The organism is Streptomyces sp. ICC4, assembly GCF_003287915.1.
GTDB lineage: Bacteria > Actinomycetota > Actinomycetes > Streptomycetales > Streptomycetaceae > Streptomyces > Streptomyces tritrimontium.
On sequence record NZ_CP030286.1, the window covers coordinates 4,156,534 to 4,174,522 of the forward strand.

Annotated in this window: 13 protein-coding genes, 1 tRNA gene and 1 pseudogene; 12 read left to right on the plus strand and 3 right to left on the minus strand. The window is 70.5% G+C overall.

Annotated elements, in window-relative coordinates; genetic code table 11:
- Positions 1-19 precede the first annotated feature (19 nt).
- The gene (gene rpmH / locus DRB89_RS19260) at positions 20-157 is read right to left on the minus strand and encodes a 50S ribosomal protein L34 (RefSeq protein ID WP_112448007.1); all 138 of its coding nucleotides are present in this window, start codon (positions 155-157) and stop codon (positions 20-22) included.
- Positions 158-516: 359 nt separating this feature from the next.
- Between rpmH and dnaA the strand changes: the two genes are divergently transcribed.
- The 12 genes and pseudogenes from dnaA to DRB89_RS19325 form a co-directional block, all read left to right on the plus strand.
- Positions 517-2,328, plus strand: coding sequence for a chromosomal replication initiator protein DnaA (gene dnaA / locus DRB89_RS19265; RefSeq protein WP_112448006.1), 1,812 nt, complete (start codon positions 517-519; stop codon positions 2,326-2,328).
- Positions 2,329-3,207: 879 nt separating this feature from the next.
- Positions 3,208-4,338: a DNA polymerase III subunit beta gene (gene dnaN / locus DRB89_RS19275; protein ID WP_112448005.1), complete on the plus strand. Its 1,131-nt coding sequence runs from the start codon at positions 3,208-3,210 to the stop codon at positions 4,336-4,338.
- 211 nt (positions 4,339-4,549) lie between these two features.
- Entirely contained in the window at positions 4,550-5,425 is an 876-nt protein-coding gene (gnd, locus tag DRB89_RS19280) for a phosphogluconate dehydrogenase (NAD(+)-dependent, decarboxylating) (protein ID WP_112448004.1), read from the plus strand.
- Between the two features lie 137 nt (positions 5,426-5,562).
- Positions 5,563-6,699, plus strand: coding sequence for a DNA replication/repair protein RecF (recF, locus tag DRB89_RS19285; protein ID WP_112448003.1), 1,137 nt, complete (start codon positions 5,563-5,565; stop codon positions 6,697-6,699).
- A complete protein-coding gene (locus DRB89_RS19290) occupies positions 6,696-7,238 on the plus strand; it encodes a DUF721 domain-containing protein (RefSeq protein ID WP_112448002.1) in 543 nt (180 codons plus the stop codon). The genes recF and DRB89_RS19290 overlap by 4 nt, the downstream gene beginning before the upstream one ends.
- 439 nt (positions 7,239-7,677) lie before the next feature.
- Positions 7,678-9,744, plus strand: a complete 2,067-nt coding sequence (gene gyrB, locus DRB89_RS19295) for a DNA topoisomerase (ATP-hydrolyzing) subunit B (protein WP_112448001.1) — start codon at positions 7,678-7,680, stop codon at positions 9,742-9,744.
- A gap of 40 nt (positions 9,745-9,784) precedes the next feature.
- Complete coding sequence (gyrA, locus tag DRB89_RS19300) at positions 9,785-12,418, plus strand: DNA gyrase subunit A (RefSeq protein ID WP_112448000.1); 2,634 nt, start codon at positions 9,785-9,787, stop codon at positions 12,416-12,418.
- 2 nt (positions 12,419-12,420) lie between these two features.
- Positions 12,421-13,050: a DUF3566 domain-containing protein gene (locus DRB89_RS19305; RefSeq protein ID WP_112447999.1), complete on the plus strand. Its 630-nt coding sequence runs from the start codon at positions 12,421-12,423 to the stop codon at positions 13,048-13,050.
- A gap of 118 nt (positions 13,051-13,168) precedes the next feature.
- Positions 13,169-13,242 (plus strand) — tRNA-Ile (locus DRB89_RS19310).
- Positions 13,243-13,398: 156 nt separating this feature from the next.
- A complete protein-coding gene (locus tag DRB89_RS19315; RefSeq protein ID WP_208809277.1) occupies positions 13,399-13,533 on the plus strand; it encodes a DLW-39 family protein in 135 nt (44 codons plus the stop codon).
- Between the two features lie 166 nt (positions 13,534-13,699).
- Positions 13,700-15,028 carry a hypothetical protein gene (locus DRB89_RS19320; RefSeq protein ID WP_239516226.1) on the plus strand — a complete coding sequence of 443 codons (1,329 nt, stop codon included), beginning with the start codon at positions 13,700-13,702 and terminating at the stop codon, positions 15,026-15,028.
- 185 nt (positions 15,029-15,213) lie between these two features.
- A pseudogene (locus tag DRB89_RS19325) lies at positions 15,214-15,729 on the plus strand (amidohydrolase family protein); the annotation flags it as partial.
- A 50-nt stretch (positions 15,730-15,779) separates the two neighbouring features.
- On the opposite strand, the gene DRB89_RS19330 reads toward DRB89_RS19325, so the two are convergent.
- Both DRB89_RS19330 and DRB89_RS19335 read right to left on the minus strand, forming a co-directional pair.
- Positions 15,780-16,769 (minus strand): COX15/CtaA family protein, encoded by a 990-nt coding sequence (locus DRB89_RS19330; RefSeq protein ID WP_239516227.1) that lies wholly within the window; start codon positions 16,767-16,769, stop codon positions 15,780-15,782.
- A gap of 4 nt (positions 16,770-16,773) precedes the next feature.
- Positions 16,774-17,910, minus strand: coding sequence for a hypothetical protein (locus DRB89_RS19335; RefSeq protein ID WP_112449518.1), 1,137 nt, complete (start codon positions 17,908-17,910; stop codon positions 16,774-16,776).
- Positions 17,911-17,989 lie beyond the last annotated feature (79 nt).

A 17,989-nucleotide genomic window follows, 5' to 3' on the forward strand; every position in this document is an offset into this window, starting at 1 on the left:
GTCACGATCCGCCCGTCAGTTACGCGGAGAGGGCGCTGCGGCCCTTGCCACGACGGTTCGCGAGGATCGCGCGACCGGCACGGGTACGCATCCGGAGACGGAAGCCGTGGGTCTTGGCACGACGGCGGTTGTTCGGCTGGAAGGTGCGCTTGCTCACTCGAGGGCTCCAGAGAATAAATCGTTTAGGCGGGACATCGCCTGGCTGTCACCGTGCGCCCACGAGGAGAAAACTCGCGTGTTCGCCCGAGTGGCACCGCAAAACGATCACGACCAGTGATCTTCGCCCATCGGTAGGCAGGCGGCAGCAGCCATCGACAACTCGACCTCGTTACGGTACGCGCGGCTACGCCATCCGGTCAAACCGAGGCTGCGGTGCCCCACACTGTGCACAGGCTGTGGACAACGACTTGAACCGTACCCGTCGGCCTGACTACCGTTGCCTGACCCCGGATTTTTTGTCCCGACCGTCCCAAAGAACCACACATTCGTGGGACCCCCTCTGAGAGAGCGTGCTCTGTGGCTGACGTACCTGCCGATCTTGCCGCAGTGTGGCCAAGGGTGCTCGAGAAGCTCCTCGGGGAGGGACAGAACAGCATCGAGCCCAAGGACAAGCAGTGGGTCGAGCGCTGCCAGCCGCTCGCCCTCGTCGCCGACACCGCTCTGCTCGCCGTCCCCAACGAATACGGCAAGCGCGTCCTCGAGGGCCGCCTCGCCCCCCTCATCAGCGACGCGCTCAGCCGCGAGTGCGGCCGCCCCATCCGGATCGCCATCACCGTGGACGATTCCGCCGGCGAGCCCGCGCCCCAGGCCCCGTCCGCTCCCTCCGCGCGCGACGCCTACGAGCCGTACGGAAGCCAGCGCCCCGGAGGCCACACCGGGCCGGGGGGCCACACCGGTCACACGGGCCACACGGGCCCCGGCGACGACCAGCTCCCGAACGCCCGCCCCGCCTACCCGGACTACCAGCAGCCGCGCCCCGAGCCCGGCGCCTGGCCCCGCGGCGGCCAGCAGGACGACTACGGCTGGCAGCAGCCCCGCCTCGGCGGCTTCCCCGACCGCGATCCGTACGCCTCCCCGCAGCCGGGCTACCTCCAGCAGCCCGAGCCCTCCTCCTATGACCAGGGCTCCTACGAGCAGCAGAAGTACGAGCAGCAGGGCTATGACGGCCAGCAGCAGCGCCAGTCCCGCCAGTACGAGCAGCAGGGCGGCTACGAGCAGCAGCCCGCGCGCCAGGCGCCCAGCCGGCCCGCGCCCTCGGCCCCGTCCGGCGGCTCCACCTCGGGCCCGCTCGAGCCGACGGCCCGGCTGAACCCCAAGTACCTCTTCGACACCTTCGTCATCGGCGCCTCCAACCGCTTCGCGCACGCCGCCGCGGTGGCCGTCGCCGAGGCGCCGGCGAAGGCGTACAACCCCCTCTTCATCTACGGGGAGTCGGGTCTGGGCAAGACGCACCTGCTGCACGCCATCGGGCACTACGCGCGGAGCCTCTACCCCGGCACCCGGGTGCGGTACGTGAGCTCCGAGGAGTTCACCAACGAGTTCATCAACTCGATCCGCGACGGCAAGGGCGACGCCTTCCGCAAGCGCTACCGCGAGATGGACATCCTGCTCGTCGACGACATCCAGTTCCTGGCGAGCAAGGAGTCGACGCAGGAGGAGTTCTTCCACACCTTCAACACGCTCCACAACGCCAACAAGCAGATCGTGCTCTCCTCCGACCGGCCGCCCAAGCAGCTCGTCACCCTGGAGGACCGGCTCCGCAACCGCTTCGAGTGGGGCCTGATCACCGACGTCCAGCCGCCCGAGCTGGAGACCCGCATCGCGATCCTGCGCAAGAAGGCCGTCCAGGAGCAGCTCAACGCCCCGCCGGAGGTGCTGGAGTTCATCGCCTCCCGCATCTCGCGCAACATCCGCGAGCTGGAGGGGGCGCTGATCCGGGTCACGGCCTTCGCGAGCCTGAACCGGCAGCCGGTCGACCTCGGCCTGACCGAGGACGTCCTGAAGAACCTGATCCCCGGCGGCGAGGACAGCGCGCCCGAGATCACCGCGACGGACATCATGGCCGCCACCGCGGACTACTTCGGGCTCACCGTGGACGACCTGTGCGGCTCCTCGCGCAGCCGCGTGCTCGTCACCGCCCGGCAGATCGCCATGTACCTGTGCCGGGAGCTCACGGACCTCTCCCTGCCGAAGATCGGGGCGCAGTTCGGCGGCCGCGACCACACCACGGTCATGCACGCGGACCGCAAGATCCGCGCTCTGATGGCGGAGCGGCGCTCCATCTACAACCAGGTCACGGAGCTCACCAACCGCATCAAGAACGGCTGACTCCGACGCGCATCGAGGGCCGTACGGGCGTCGCCGAGGCCTCCTCAAACGCTTTCTCAGGGCGCTCCCGGGTCACTTCGGGGGCGCCCTTCGTCGTGCGTGCGCCCCCGATCTGTTCGAATACGCCCCCAATGGAGCAACTCATCCACAGATTGGCCGACTTTCTTCCGTCCACAGGGTGGGGACGGACGGATCCACCCACAAGGCTGTCCACAGGCCCCAGGCGTGAGGCACCATCAGGGCTGGTCAGACCCCTGTGGATTTGTGCGCAACGACTATCCACAGGCTGTGGACAGAATTTTCATCCACAGCTCCGTCCACCGCGTTGTCCACCGGCGGTCCACAGCTTCCCGGGTGCTGTGCACAGGATCAGATGACTTCCCCACAGCGTTGTCCACTGTTCGGCAACCCGGAGCCCCCTGTCACCGCCCCGAGTGAAAGCGGTCACACCGAAGTCGACGTTTGGGCTGTGGAGTACTGGGGGAAACCTGGGGACGCACCTGTGGAGTAGTCGGGGTCATCTGGGGATGGCCTGTGCAGAACTTTTTGTTCTCCACAGACACCCCCGGTTTTCCACCGGCTCCACCCACAGGGTGTGGGGATAAAAAACACGGCCTGACCTGCAAAAACACTGTTATGCACCGTTTCCACAGGCCCTACTACTACCCCCATAGAGAGTTAGCCCGGTTTCGGTTTTCAAGCAGGACCTGTGCACAACTCGGTGGATCGCCCTCCCCGACACCTCGCTCCCGACTTGACCGCCAGCAGCGACGACTGTCGGCGCCGTACGTCAGACTGGTCCCCGGCATCGGTCGAGGCATCGACGAGCCGACGACGAAGGCCGGCAGACGAGCGAGCAACAGCAGGAGGCGGTTTCCGGTGAAGATCCGGGTGGAGCGCGACGTACTCGCGGAGGCGGTGGCCTGGGCTGCCCGTAGCCTCCCGGCCCGGCCGCCGGTGCCCGTTCTCGCGGGCCTGCTGCTGAAGGCCGAGGAGGGCAAGCTGTCCCTCTCCGGCTTCGACTACGAGGTTTCGGCCCGCGTCTCCGTCGAGGCGGACGTCGAGGAGGACGGCATCGTCCTGGTCTCCGGCCGGCTGCTCGCCGACATCTGCCGCGCCCTGCCCAACCGCCCGGTGGAGATTTCCACAGACGGTGTACGGGCGACCGTGGTCTGCGGCTCCTCCCGGTTCACACTCCACACCCTGCCTGTGGAGGAATACCCGGCGCTGCCGACGATGCCGACCGCGACCGGCACCGTGCCCGGCGAGGTCTTCGCCTCCGCCGCCGCCCAGGTCGCCATCGCCGCCGGCCGCGACGACACGCTGCCCGTGCTGACCGGTGTCCGCATCGAGATCGAGGGCGACCGCGTCACCCTCGCCTCCACCGACCGCTACCGCTTCGCGGTCCGCGAGTTCCTGTGGAAGCCCGAGGACCCGGAGGCCTCCGCGGTGGCCCTGGTCCCCGCCAAGACGCTCCTGGACACCGCCAAGGCGCTCACCAGCGGCGACACGGTCACCATCGCGCTGTCCGGCTCCGGCCAGGGCGAGGGCCTCATCGGCTTCGAGGGCGCCGGCCGCCGCACCACCACCCGCCTCCTCGAGGGCGACCTGCCGAAGTACCGCACGCTCTTCCCGACCGAGTTCAACTCCGTCGCCGTGATCGAGACCGCCCCGTTCGTCGAGGCGGTCAAGCGCGTGGCCCTCGTCGCCGAGCGCAACACCCCGGTCCGCCTCAGCTTCGAGCAGGGCGTGCTGATCCTGGAGGCCGGCTCCTCCGACGACGCACAGGCTGTGGAGCGCGTCGACGCGAAGCTGGAGGGCGACGACATCTCGATCGCCTTCAACCCGACCTTCCTGCTGGACGGCCTGAGCGCGATCGACTCTCCCGCCGCCCAGCTGAGCTTCACGACGTCCACCAAGCCGGCGCTGCTCAGCGGCCGCCCCGCGGTCGACGCCGAGGCGGACGAGGCGTACAAGTACCTGATCATGCCGGTCCGCCTCTCCGGCTGAGTCCGTCCCGTCGGGCCCGGTCCTGCTCCGCGGGGCCGGGCCCGACGGCGTCCACAGACCCCGCCGACGGCCCCGTACGCCGCTCTGCGCGGCCGCCCGGAGCGCCCGTGGGGCCGGGGACGGCGCCCCGGCGTAGGCTCGGCGGGGGGATGTCCCCGGGCAGCGGGGGCCACCCCGGTACAGACGGCCACAACGCTTAAGGAACCACCTGATGGAGCTTGGTCTCGTCGGTCTCGGCAAGATGGGCGGCAACATGCGCGAGCGCATCCGCCGCGCCGGCCACACCGTCATCGGATACGACCGCAACCCGGACCTCGCGGATGTCCACAGCCTGTCGGAACTTGTGGACAGCCTGCAGGCCCCCCGCGTGGTGTGGGTGATGGTCCCGGCGGGCGCCGCGACCCAGTCCACCGTCGACGAGCTCGGCGAACTGCTCTCGCCCGGCGACATCGTCGTCGACGGCGGCAACTCGCGCTGGACCGACGACGAGAAGCACGCCGAGGAGCTGGCGGCCAAGGGCATCGGCTTCGTGGACTGCGGAGTCTCCGGCGGCGTGTGGGGCCTGGAGAACGGCTACGCGCTGATGTACGGCGGCGACAAGGAGCACGTCGCGGCCGTCCAGCCGGTCTTCGACGCCCTCAAGCCCGAGGGCGAGTTCGGCGCCGTGCACGCCGGCAAGGTCGGCGCCGGCCACTTCGCGAAGATGGTCCACAACGGCATCGAGTACGCCATGATGCAGGCCTACGCCGAGGGCTGGGAGCTCCTGGAGAAGGTCGACTCGGTCACCGACGTCCGCGAGGTGTTCCGGTCCTGGCAGGAGGGCACGGTCATCCGTTCCTGGCTGCTGGACCTGGCCGTGAACGCGCTGGACGAGGACGAGCACCTGCAGCAGCTGCGCGGGTTCGCGCAGGACTCGGGCGAGGGCCGCTGGACGGTCGAGGCGGCGATCGACAACGCCGTCCCGCTGCCGGCGATCACCGCCTCGCTCTTCGCGCGCTTCGCGTCCCGCCAGGACGACTCCCCGCAGATGAAGATGATCGCCGCGCTGCGCAACCAGTTCGGCGGCCACGCGGTCGAGAAGAAGTAATCCACAACCCGGTGCGCTGATCCACAGGTCTGTGGATCAGCACACCGCACCAGAGCTCCGCAGCTCCACAGCTCCACAGAGCGGAGCGGAGCAGAGCAGAGCACAGCAGCAGGAAGCCGGGGGAGGTCGGCGCCGTCATGCACGTTTCGCATCTCTCGCTGGCCGACTTCCGCTCGTACGCCCGGGCCGAGGTTCCCCTCGACCCGGGCGTCACGGCTTTCGTGGGCCCCAACGGCCAGGGCAAGACCAATCTCGTCGAGGCCATCGGCTACCTCGCGACCCTCGGCAGCCACCGCGTCTCCTCGGACGCCCCGCTCGTGCGCATGGGCGCGGAGCGGGCCGTCATCAGGGGCGCCGTGATCCAGGGCGAGCGGCAGCAGCTGGTGGAGCTGGAGCTCAACCCGGGCCGCGCGAACCGGGCCAGGATCAACAGGTCCTCGCAGGTCAGGCCCCGGGACGTGCTGGGCATCGTCCGGACGGTGCTGTTCGCGCCCGAGGACCTGGCCCTGGTGAAGGGCGACCCGGGGGAGCGGCGCCGTTTCCTCGACGAGCTCGTGACCGCGCGCTCCCCGCGCATGGCGGCGGTCCGCTCGGACTACGAGCGGGTGCTCAAGCAGCGCAACACCCTGCTGAAGTCCGCGGCGATGGCCCGCCGGCACGGCGGCCGCTCGATGGACCTGTCCACCCTCGACGTGTGGGACCAGCACCTGGCGCGCGTGGGCGCCGAACTGCTCGCCCAGCGCCTCGACCTGATCGCGACGCTCCTTCCGCTCGCCGACAAGGCGTACGAGCAGCTCGCGCCCGGCGGCGGCCCGCTCGCCCTGACCTACAAGGCCTCCGCCGGCGAGGCCGTGGACCGGGGTGAGGCGCGCACCCGCGAGGCGCTGTACGAGGTGCTCCTCGCCGCGCTGGTCGAGGTGCGCAAGCAGGAGATCGAGCGCGGCGTGACCCTGGTGGGCCCGCACCGCGACGACCTGGTGCTGCGCCTGGGCGAGCTGCCGGCCAAGGGGTACGCGAGCCACGGCGAGTCCTGGTCGTACGCCCTGGCGCTGCGGCTGGCCTCCTACGAGCTGCTGCGCTCGGAGGGCAGCGAGCCGGTGCTGATCCTCGACGACGTGTTCGCGGAGCTGGACACGCGGCGCCGGGAGCGGCTGGCGGAGCTGGTGGCGCCGGGCGAGCAGGTGCTGGTGACGGCGGCGGTCGACGACGACGTCCCGGGAGTGCTGGTCGGGACGCGGTTCGCGGTGTCCGGAGGCGAGGTGACGCGGCTGTGAGCGATACGACGCGGGACGGCGGCCAGGAGCCCGTGCGCAAGGCCCCCGAGCCCTCGGGCGTGGACCTGGCGCGCCAGGCGCTGGCGGCGGCGCGGGAGCAGGCGCGCGCCCGGGGCAACGCGGCGACGGGCAGGAAGCGCCAGCAGCAGCCGGGCCTGCGCTCGGGCGCCCGCGCGGACGGCCGGGACCCGATGCCGCTGATGGCGGCGCTGGACCGGCTGCGCACGGAGCGCGGCTGGGAGATGCCGATGGCGGTGGCGGGCGTGATGGAGCGCTGGCCGGAGATCGTCGGCCCGGACATCGCGGCGCACTGCGTGCCGGACCGGTACGAGGACCACGAGCTGGTCGTGCGCTGCGACTCCTCGGCCTGGGCGGCGCAGCTCAAACTGCTGGCCCCGCAGCTGGTGGCGCGGCTCAACGGGGACCTGGGGCAGGGCACGGTCCGGATGATCAAGGTGCACGGTCCGGGCGGCGGGCCGAAGCGGTACGGCCCGTTGCGGGCCCCGGGCAGCAAGGGCCCCGGCGACACCTACGGGTGACCCCCCGGCCCTCGCCCGGGCCGGACCCGTCCCCGCGGTGCGAGCCTCCCGCGGGGCTCCGTACGGCTGTACCCGAGGCTCGTACGGCGGCGCCCGCGCGAGCGCCCGTACGAGTGACCCGACATCCGCGCGCCCGGTGCGAACGGCTGCGCGGGTGGTGTCCCTCACGGTAGCGGGAGGTTGACAGCCCGAAGCGCTCAATGCCCGTGTGAGCCTCTTTGAGCCCCTCCCTGGATATGGGGAGTCGGAGAGAGGAGTTTCCGGGCGGCACATGCGGACTCAGGTACCGGCAAACGCCCATTCATGGGGGTGATACCGGTAGACTGAACGAGAATCCCGCGCACGCGCGGGATTCAGTCGAGTAAAGCTGACCACCGCTGACAACGCAGATCGACGCAGCCGCTCCCGCTTGCATGCCTGCCGGCCCGGAGTACGGCCTGTGCTGTGCCAGAAAGGGCGCTTCGTGGCCGATTCCGGCAACCCCAACGACAACCAGTCCACAGCCGGCCGGAACGGCGGCGACCCCGCCGCACCCGTTGAGTACACCGGCAGCCAGATCCAGGTCCTGGAGGGCCTGGACGCAGTCCGCAAGCGGCCCGGCATGTACATCGGCTCCACCGGCGAGCGTGGCCTGCACCACCTCGTCCAGGAGGTCGTCGACAACTCGGTCGACGAGGCCCTCGCCGGGCACGCCGACACCATCGACGTCACGATCCTGCCCGACGGCGGCGTGCGCGTCATCGACAACGGCCGAGGCATCCCGGTCGACATCGTCCCCTCCGAGGGCAAGCCGGCCGTCGAGGTCGTGCTGACCGTCCTGCACGCCGGCGGCAAGTTCGGCGGCGGCGGCTACGCCGTCTCCGGCGGTCTGCACGGTGTCGGCGTCTCCGTCGTGAACGCCCTGTCGACGAAGCTCGCGGTCGAGGTCCGGCGTGACGGCTACCGCTGGACCCAGGACTACAAGCTGGGTGTCCCGACGGCCCCCCTCGCCAAGAACGAGGAGACGTCCGAGACGGGCACCACGGTCACCTTCTGGGCCGACGGCGACATCTTCGAGACCACCGAGTACTCCTTCGAGACGCTCGCGCGCCGCTTCCAGGAGATGGCCTTCCTCAACAAGGGCCTGACCCTCTCGCTGACGGACGAGCGCGAGTCGGCCAAGGCCACGGTCGGGGCGGACACCGCCGAGGAGACCGACGACCAGCAGGCGCGCACGGTCAAGTACTACTACGAGGGCGGCATCGTCGACTTCGTGACGTACCTGAACTCGCGCAAGGGCGAGCTCATCCACCCGACGGTCATCGACGTCGAGGCCGAGGACAAGGAGCGCACGCTCTCGGTCGAGATCGCGATGCAGTGGAACTCGCAGTACACCGAGGGCGTCTACTCCTTCGCGAACACGATCCACACGCACGAGGGCGGCACCCACGAAGAGGGCTTCCGCGCGGCGATGACGGGTCTGGTCAACCGGTACGCGCGGGAGAAGAAGTTCCTGCGCGAGAAGGACGACAACCTCGCTGGCGAGGACATCCGCGAGGGTCTGACCGCGATCATCTCGGTGAAGCTGGGCGAGCCGCAGTTCGAGGGCCAGACGAAGACCAAGCTGGGCAACACGGAGGTCAAGACCTTCGTGCAGAAGGTCGTGCACGAGCACCTCAACGACTGGTTCGACCGCAACCCGAACGAGGCCGCGGACATCATCCGCAAGTCGATCCAGGCGGCCACGGCGCGCGTCGCGGCCCGCAAGGCCCGCGACCTCACCCGCCGCAAGGGCCTGCTGGAGAGCGCCTCGCTGCCGGGCAAGCTGTCCGACTGCCAGTCGAACGACCCGACCAAGTGCGAGATCTTCATCGTCGAGGGCGACTCGGCCGGCGGCTCCGCGAAGTCCGGCCGCAACCCGATGTACCAGGCCATCCTGCCCATCCGCGGCAAGATCCTGAACGTCGAGAAGGCCCGGATCGACAAGATCCTCCAGAACACCGAGGTCCAGGCGCTGATCAGCGCCTTCGGCACCGGCGTGCACGAGGACTTCGACATCGAGAAGCTCCGCTATCACAAGATCATCCTGATGGCGGACGCCGACGTCGACGGCCAGCACATCAACACCCTGCTGCTGACCTTCCTGTTCCGCTTCATGCGGCCGCTGGTCGAGGCCGGTCACGTCTACCTGTCGCGCCCGCCGCTGTACAAGATCAAGTGGGGCCGGGACGACTTCGAGTACGCGTACTCGGACCGCGAGCGCGACGCGCTCGTGGAGCTCGGCAAGCAGAACGGCAAGCGGATCAAGGAAGACTCGATCCAGCGCTTCAAGGGTCTGGGCGAAATGAACGCCGAGGAACTGCGCATCACCACCATGGACGTGGACCACCGCGTGCTCGGCCAGGTCACCCTGGACGACGCCGCGCAGGCCGACGACCTGTTCTCGGTGCTGATGGGTGAGGACGTCGAAGCCCGGCGCTCCTTCATCCAGCGCAACGCCAAGGACGTTCGCTTCCTCGACATCTGAGTCGGCTCAGCTGACTGCTTGAAAGGACTTCTGACCAGCTATGGCCGACGAAATCACCCAGCCCGCTCACAACGCAGAGAACTCCGCGGAGGAGCAGCCCGTCCAGCGCATCGAGCCCGTCGGGCTCGAGACCGAGATGCAGCGCTCCTACCTCGACTACGCGATGTCCGTCATCGTCTCCCGCGCGCTGCCCGACGTACGGGACGGCCTCAAGCCGGTCCACCGCCGTGTGCTGTACGCGATGTACGACGGCGGCTACCGGCCCGAGAAGGGCTTCTACAAGTGCGCCCGCGTCGTCGGCGACGTCATGGGCACCTACCACCCGCACGGTGACTCCTCGATCTACGACGCCCTGGTCCGCCTGGCCCAGCCGTGGTCGCTGCGCATGCCGCTCGTGGACTCCAACGGCAACTTCGGCTCCCCGGGCAACGACCCGGCGGCCGCGATGCGGTACACCGAGTGCAAGCTCATGCCGCTGGCCATGGAGATGCTCCGGGACATCGACGAGGAGACCGTCGACTTCAAGGACAACTACGACGGCCGCAACCAGGAGCCCACCGTCCTGCCGGCGCGGTTCCCGAACCTGCTGATCAACGGCTCCGCCGGCATCGCGGTCGGCATGGCCACCAACATCCCGCCGCACAACCTGCGCGAGGTCGCGGCCGGCGCCCAGTGGGCGCTGGAGCACCCGGAGGCCTCGCACGAGGAGCTCCAGGACGCGCTCCTCGAGCGGATCAAGGGCCCGGACTTCCCGTCGGGCGCCCTGGTCGTGGGCCGCAAGGGCATCGAGGAGGCGTACCGGACCGGGCGCGGCTCCATCACGATGCGCGCGGTGGTCGAGGTCGAGGAGATCCAGAACCGCCAGTGCCTGGTGGTCACGGAGCTTCCGTACCAGACCAACCCCGACAACCTGGCGCAGAAGATCGCCGACCTGGTGAAGGACGGCAAGGTCGGCGGCATCGCCGACGTCCGCGACGAGACCTCGTCCCGGACCGGCCAGCGCCTGGTGATCGTCCTCAAGCGCGACGCCGTCGCCAAGGTCGTGCTGAACAACCTGTACAAGCACACCGACCTGCAGACGAACTTCGGCGCGAACATGCTGGCGCTGGTGGACGGCGTGCCGCGCACGCTGTCGATCGACGCCTTCATCCGCCACTGGGTGACGCACCAGATCGAGGTCATCGTCCGGCGCACGAAGTTCCGCCTGCGCAAGGCGGAGGAGCGCGCCCACATCCTGCGCGGTCTGCTCAAGGCGCTGGACGCGATCGACGAGGTCATCGCGCTGATCCGGCGCAGCAACACGGTCGAGATCGCCCGCGAGGGCCTGATGGGCCTGCTGTCGATCGACGAGATCCAGGCGAACGCGATCCTGGAGATGCAGCTCCGCCGCCTCGCGGCCCTGGAGCGGCAGAAGATCGTCGCGGAGCACGACGAGCTCCAGGCGAAGATCAACGAGTACAACGCGATCCTGGCCTCCGAGGAGCGCCAGCGTCAGATCGTCAGCGAGGAACTGGCGGCCATCGTCGAGAAGTTCGGCGACGACCGGCGTTCCAAGCTGGTGCCCTTCGACGGCGACATGTCCATGGAGGACCTGATCGCCGAAGAGGACATCGTCGTCACGATCACCCACGGCGGGTACGTCAAGCGCACCAAGACCGAGGACTACCGCTCGCAGAAGCGCGGCGGCAAGGGCGTGCGCGGCACGAAGCTGAAGCAGGACGACCTCGTCGACCACTTCTTCGTGTCCACCACGCACCACTGGCTGCTGTTCTTCACGAACAAGGGCCGGGTCTACCGCTCGAAGGCGTACGAGCTCCCGGACGCCGGCCGCGACGCCCGCGGGCAGCACGTGGCGAACCTGCTGGCCTTCCAGCCGGACGAGAAGATCGCCCAGATCCTCGCGATCCGCGACTACGAGATCGCCCCGTACCTGATCCTGGCCACCAAGGGCGGCCTGGTGAAGAAGACGGCGCTCAAGGACTACGACTCTCCCCGGTCGGGTGGCGTCATCGCGATCAACCTCCGGGAGAGCGACAACGGCGCCGAAGGCATCGCCGACGAGCTGATCGGCGCCGAGCTGGTTTCCTCCGAGGACGACCTGCTGCTCATCAGCAAGAAGGCGCAGTCGATCCGCTTCACGGCGACCGACGACGCGCTGCGCCCGATGGGCCGCGCCACTTCGGGCGTGAAGGGCATGAGTTTCCGCGGAGGGGACGAACTGCTCTCCATGAGCGTGGTCCGGCCCGGTACGTTCGTCTTCACCGCGACCGACGGCGGCTACGCCAAGCGGACGCCGGTCGAGGAGTACCGCGTCCAGGGCCGTGGCGGCCTGGGCATCAAGGCGGCGAAGATCGTGGAGGACCGCGGGTCGCTCGTCGGGGCGCTCGTGGTAGACGAATCGGACGAAATCCTCGCCATCACCCTCGGCGGTGGTGTGATTCGTACGCGCGTCAACGAAGTACGGGAGACCGGCCGTGACACCATGGGCGTCCAGCTGATCAACCTGGGCAAGCGGGATGCCGTCGTCGGTATCGCCCGCAACGCGGAGGCCGGTCAGGAAGCTGACGAGGTCGACGACAGCGAGAACGAGATCGGGACCGACGCGGCTGTCGAAGGACAGGCCGCGGAGGCTGCCGGGGGCACGGAGCCCTCGGCTGGGGAGCACGAGGAGTAAGCGTGAGTGGAGCCACGGGCGCCGGACCGGCCGAGACTGGAGCGAACGGTGCCCGTGGCGCCGCCGCGGACTCCCAGGGGGGAACCGTGACGGACACCCGAGGATCGCAGCCGCCGCAGCCGAACCAGCCGCCGGCCGGTCCGCAGCAGCCCTACCACCCGCCGCAGGCGTACTCGGCGCCTTCGGGCCCCGGGGCGCCGCGCGGCGGCGGGGACCCGGGGGCGCAGCGCAAGCCGCGCACGGGGGCCCGTACGGCGCCCAGGACGCGCAAGGCGCGGCTCAGGGTGGCCAAGGCCGACCCCTGGTCGGTGATGAAGGTCAGCTTCCTGCTGTCGATCGCGCTGGGCGTCTGCACGATCGTCGCGTCGGTGGTGCTGTGGATGGTCATGGACGCCATGGGCATCTTCTCCAGCGTCGGCGGCACGATCAGCGAGGCCACCGGCTCGAACGAGAGCAACGGCTTCGACCTCCAGACCTTCCTGTCGCTGCCGCGCGTCCTGATCTTCACGTCGGTGATCTCGGTCATCGACGTGGTGCTCATGACGGCGCTGGCGACCCTGGGCGCGTTCATCTACAACCTGTCGGCGGGCTTCGTCGGCGGTGTGGAGCTGACCCTCGCCGAGGACGAGTAGACCCCTGCGGGGTGGGTCGGCAGACGGGCTGGTGACCTGCGCAGACGGGTCACCGGAACCGATTTTGGAGTCACCGGGTCTGTGCGCTAACCTTCAGAAGTCAGCGCGCAGCGCGGATGGGGCTATAGCTCAGTTGGTTAGAGCGCATCCCTGATAAGGATGAGGCCACAGGTTCAAATCCTGTTAGCCCCACAGTGTCGAAGACCCCCAGGCCCTTGGCCTGGGGGTCTTTGTCGTAGGGCCAGTTGGGTTCCACCTGCTGGTCGAAAGGCCGCCGAACGGATATCGGTCGGTGTGTATTGTTGGGCGCCAGAAGTCTCCTACGTCAACGAAAGACGAGGTCGCGCGGTGAAGAAGCTGCTCCTGGTCGCACTGGCCGCCATCGGCGGGCTCCTCGTGTACCGCCAGATCCAGGCGGACCGCGCCGAGCAGGACCTGTGGACGGAGGCAACTGACTCCGTGCCTTCTGGTTCCGGTGTGTGAGACCCAAGGTTGATCCCAAAGCCCCGACTGCCGCTGCGGTCGGGGCTTTGTGCTGCTCTGTGACGAAAAATTGCGACATGCAAAGATTTGGCTTGCGCTGGCAAATTCGGGGTGGATGTACGTGATGGAGCAGGTGCTGGGGCAGGTACGCCGGGGGCGGACAGGCGTGCGTCTGGCAGGCCGCGGGCCGGCAGGCCGGCGCGGGGTGCGGACGGGTGCGGGCGCGGTGGTGGCGGCCCTGGGGCTGCTCGCCGCCCTGCCGGGGGCCGCCGGAGCGGCGGGGACCCCGCAGCCGGTGCCCTCCTACCGGGGCGCGGACGGGGCGAAGGCCGTCGAGGGCAAGCCGTCGACGGCGGGCTCCCCGCTGCTGGAGCCCGGGTCGCTCTACAAGGACTCGATCGCCCCGGGCGAGCGCTACTACCGGCTCTACCTAGACGACCGCTCGACCATGTACGTCTCCGGGGTGCTCCAGCCGCCCGTGGGCGCCAAGGTCGCCTACGGCGACGGGGTCGAGGTGGAGGTCGTGAACACCGAGAACCACTACTGCCCGGGAAACCCGGGCCGGGGGAGCTTCGGCTACGACGCGGTGCCCGTCAGCGCCGTGGGCTTCCGGATGCTGCGCGAGGACTCGGGCTGCCAACAGCCCGGCACCTACTACGTCAAGGTCACCCGCACGGCGTCCAAGGGCGCCGACCAGGCCGCCTGGCCGCTGGAGCTGCGCGTCCAGCGCGAGCCCGGGCTCGGCGGCGGCAGCGCGCCCACCACGGCGCCCAGCGTCTGGCCGTCGGCGTCCCCGACCCTGCCGGGGACCGATCCGGCGCCGCGGACCGGCGGGAGCGGCTTCAACGACGCGCGGGCCCTGGGCAGCGGGGTGTGGAGCGACGAGCTGCGGCCCGGCCAGACGCGCTACTACCGGGTGCCGCTCGACTGGGGGCAGCAACTGGGCCTGGGGGCCGAGCTGTCCGCCGGCAAGATGACGAAGGAGTACGGCTCGGCCTCGTCCGGGCTGAGCGTCTCGCTGTACTCCCCGTACCGGGGCCTGGTCGACAACGAGGACGCCACCTACGACGGCAAGCAGGCGAGCGTCACCCTGCCGCGGACCGCGCCGGTGGCGTACGAGAACCGCTTCTCCTCGGACCGGAAGGTGGAGCCGGTCCGGGTGGCCGGCTGGTACTACGTCAGCGTGACCATGGCCAAGAAGGTCGGGGAGTTCACCGAGGACGCCGCGCCCGTGCCGCTGACCCTGCGCCTGGAGGTCATCGGCGCGGCGGGCAAGGCCCCCGCCTACGCCGAGGGCCTCGCCGCCGGGGGCTTCGGGGTCGGGACCGAGGACCGCGCCGCCGCCAAGGAGGGCACCACGGCCCTGGAGGCCGCCGACGCCGCCGAGAACCGTTCGGTGATGCGCGTGGTCGCGGGCGCCGGCTTCGGCACGGGGACGCTGCTGCTGCTCGTGCTCGGTGGCTGGATCCTGCTGTCCCGGCGCCGGCCGAGCTGAGGGCCCGACCCGGACCCGGACCCAGACCCGGACCCGGAACTAGATCTGGGTCAGGGCCCAGATCCCGACGGCGAAGCAGAGCAGGGCCGCGAGGACGAACCCGGCGGTGGCCTTCGGGCTCGGCGGCGCGAGGGAGCCCGCGCGGGCCGGCGCGGGCGGCTGCCCGTACGGGGAGGGGTACGGGGCGGTCGGGCGGGGCCGTACGGGATCCCGTACTCCTGCGGCACCTGCTGTGGAGCGCGCTGGCGTCCGGACTGCCGCTCCAGCTGCACACGGGCGGGGACTCGGGGGAGCCGAGGCGGCTGACGGAGTTCCTGCGGGCGGCGGCGGGACCCGGTACGCGGGTGGTCATGCTGGGCGGATACCCGTACCACCGGCAGGCCGCGCGACTGGCGGCACTCTTTCCGCACGTCCACGCCGATCTGGGCGCCGCCCTCGGGCCCTCGGGGGCGCGGGCGACCGAAGTGCTCGCCGAGTCCCTGGAGATCGCCCCGTTCGGAAAGCTGATGTTCGGCGGCGGCGGACGGCAGCTGCCCGAACTGCACGCGGTCGGAGCCCTGGCCTTCCGGGAGGCGCTGGGCCGGGTCCTGGGCGGCTGGGTCGCCGAGGGCTCCTGGTCCTGGCGGGACGCGGAGCGGGTGGCGGCGATGGTCGCGGCGGGCAACGCACGCCGCGTCTACCGGCTCGACGAGCGGGGCTGACGCCCGCACGGCAAGCCCCGCGCGGCAAGCCCCGCACGGGAGCGGACGGCTCAGGCGTTGGTGAGCTGGGCGTCGCCCTGGGCCGGGATGCCGGCCTGCGCCGACGGCCGCTCGCGCAGGCTCAGCGCGACCCGGAGCACCGCGATCCACACCAGGCAGGAGCCGAGCATGTGGGCGGCGACCAGGGCCTCGGGAACCTTGGTGAAGTACTGGACGTAGCCGATGGCGCCCTGCGCGAGCAGCACGATCAGCAGGTCGCGGGCGCGGGCCCGGGTGTCGACGGGGGAGTCGGCCACGCGCAGCAGCAGCCACATCGCGACGGCGAGCGCACACACCAGCCAGGCGGAGACCGCGTGCACGTGGGCGGTCGTCGCCCAGTCGAACGGCATCCGCTTGATCTCGCTGCTGTCGCCCGCGTGCGGGCCGGAGCCGGTGACCACGGTGCCCGCCGCGACCAGGACGACGGTGGCCGCGATCAGCGCCCGCGAGAGGGCCCGCACCGGAGCGGGCACGCGCGGACGGGCGGGGCCGTCACCCTCGCGGGTGCGCTGCCAGGTGATCGTCGTGACGGTGATCAGCGCGGTGGCGAGCATGAAGTGCCCGGCCACGCTGTAGGGGTTGAGCCCCGTCAGGACGGTGATGCCGCCGAGGACCGCGTTGCCCATCACGATGGCGAACTGGAGCCAGCCGAGCCGGGTCAGCGAGCACCGCCACGGCGTGGCGCAGCGGGCCGCGGTGATCGCCCAGCCGACGGCCGCGCAGAGCACGTACGTCAGCATGCGGTTGCCGAACTCGATGACCCCGTGGAAGCCCTGCTCCTGGGTCACGATCAGGCTGCCGTCGGTGCACTTGGGCCATGTGTCGCAGCCGAGACCGGATCCGGTCAGCCGTACCGCGCCGCCGGTGACGACGATGACGACGCTCATGAGCACCGCTGCGAACGCGGCCCGCTGGACGGTCCGGGGCGACGGAGTCCAGCGGCGGGCGAGATATGCGAGGGGGGTCAACACGGCCCTTATCGTACGCGGACACTTGTGCAAAGTTTCACGAGGGGGTGGCGGCAGGAGCGTCCGGGCCGATGACCAGCCGGAACCGGGCCCCGGCGGGGTCGCCTTCCGCATGCCACCAGACGCGGATCCGCCAATGCGCGCCGTCGCCCGGGTAGTCGGGAGACGCCGCGAAGCTCCGTACCAATTCGGACGCTACGTCCTCGGCTGTCCTGTTTCGCACTTCCGCACCGCTGCGCCAGGGATGTGACTGTACGTTCCACAGTCCGTCGGAGCCGCGCACCTCGATCCGCCACACCGCGAGCCAGGGGGTCACCTCCAGCATCGTGCGGACCTGGTCGGCCTCCAGCCGCAGCCGGCCGGCGATCTCCTCCTCGGCCACGCCCTGGATCCGGGCGGCCACCACGGCCTGGGGCAGCAGCCGTTCGGGCAGCAGCCCGCGGGCGCGCAGGCCCGCCAGGGAACCGAAGGCGAGGAAGCGCAGGCGCAGTTCGAGCTGGCGGCCGATGTGGTCCAGGGCCTCCTCGGCCTCCTGCGACTCCTCGGAGCCCGGAGCGGCGAGCAGCAGCCGCCGGAAGGCGCCCTCCGCGTCGACCGCCCATCCCACGGACTCCTCGGCCAGGCCCAGCTCCGCGAGCCGGTCGCCGAGGAAGACCTTCGCCTGGGCGAGGCCCCGCTGGTTGACCGGATCCTCCTGGTCCAGGGCCGCCCAGACCTCCACGGCTCCGCGCGTCAGGTCCCGGGCGCGCTCGCCCGCCGCCCGCTCCATGGCGCTGGGACCGCTCTCGGCGCCGGGGCCGAGGGGGTGCCTGGGCAGCCGGTCCCCGTCGCTGAGCGGCCAGGACAGCCAGACCCCCTGGTTGATCAGGCCCCGGGCGTACCAGCGCGCGTACTCGGGGGCGTGTCCGGCGGCCTGCTGCGAGAACCGCAGCCCCTCCTCGATGGCGGCCAGTGCCCCGGCCCGGTCGCCCGCGCCGAAGCGGCGGGCCGCGAGGTCGCTCAGCCGCAGGCCCAGCCGGGCCGTGCACTCGGCGTCGCCGCGGGCCGGCTCGCGCAGCGCGCCGATCAGCTCGGCCAGCAGGGCGTCGGCCTCCGCGGGCTCCGCGTGCGCCGCCCCCGACCGGATCCGCGCCCACTGTTCGTCCAGCCGCAGAACGGCCTCCCGCTGCGCCATGCCGCCCCCCGGCGTCTGTGGTGCGCTGTCGTGTGGACGCGCCCATCCTCCTGCCGGGGGAACGCTCAGGGGAAGGGAT

Coding starts and splice junctions, on each gene's coding strand:
- gnd (WP_112448004.1), top strand. CDS start 4,550: ATGGAGCTTGGTCTCGTCGGTCTCGGCAAGATGGGCGGCAACATGCGC.
- recF (WP_112448003.1), top strand. CDS start 5,563: ATGCACGTTTCGCATCTCTCGCTGGCCGACTTCCGCTCGTACGCCCGG.
- gyrA (WP_112448000.1), top strand. CDS start 9,785: ATGGCCGACGAAATCACCCAGCCCGCTCACAACGCAGAGAACTCCGCG.
- DRB89_RS19335 (WP_112449518.1), bottom strand. CDS start 17,910: ATGGCGCAGCGGGAGGCCGTTCTGCGGCTGGACGAACAGTGGGCGCGG.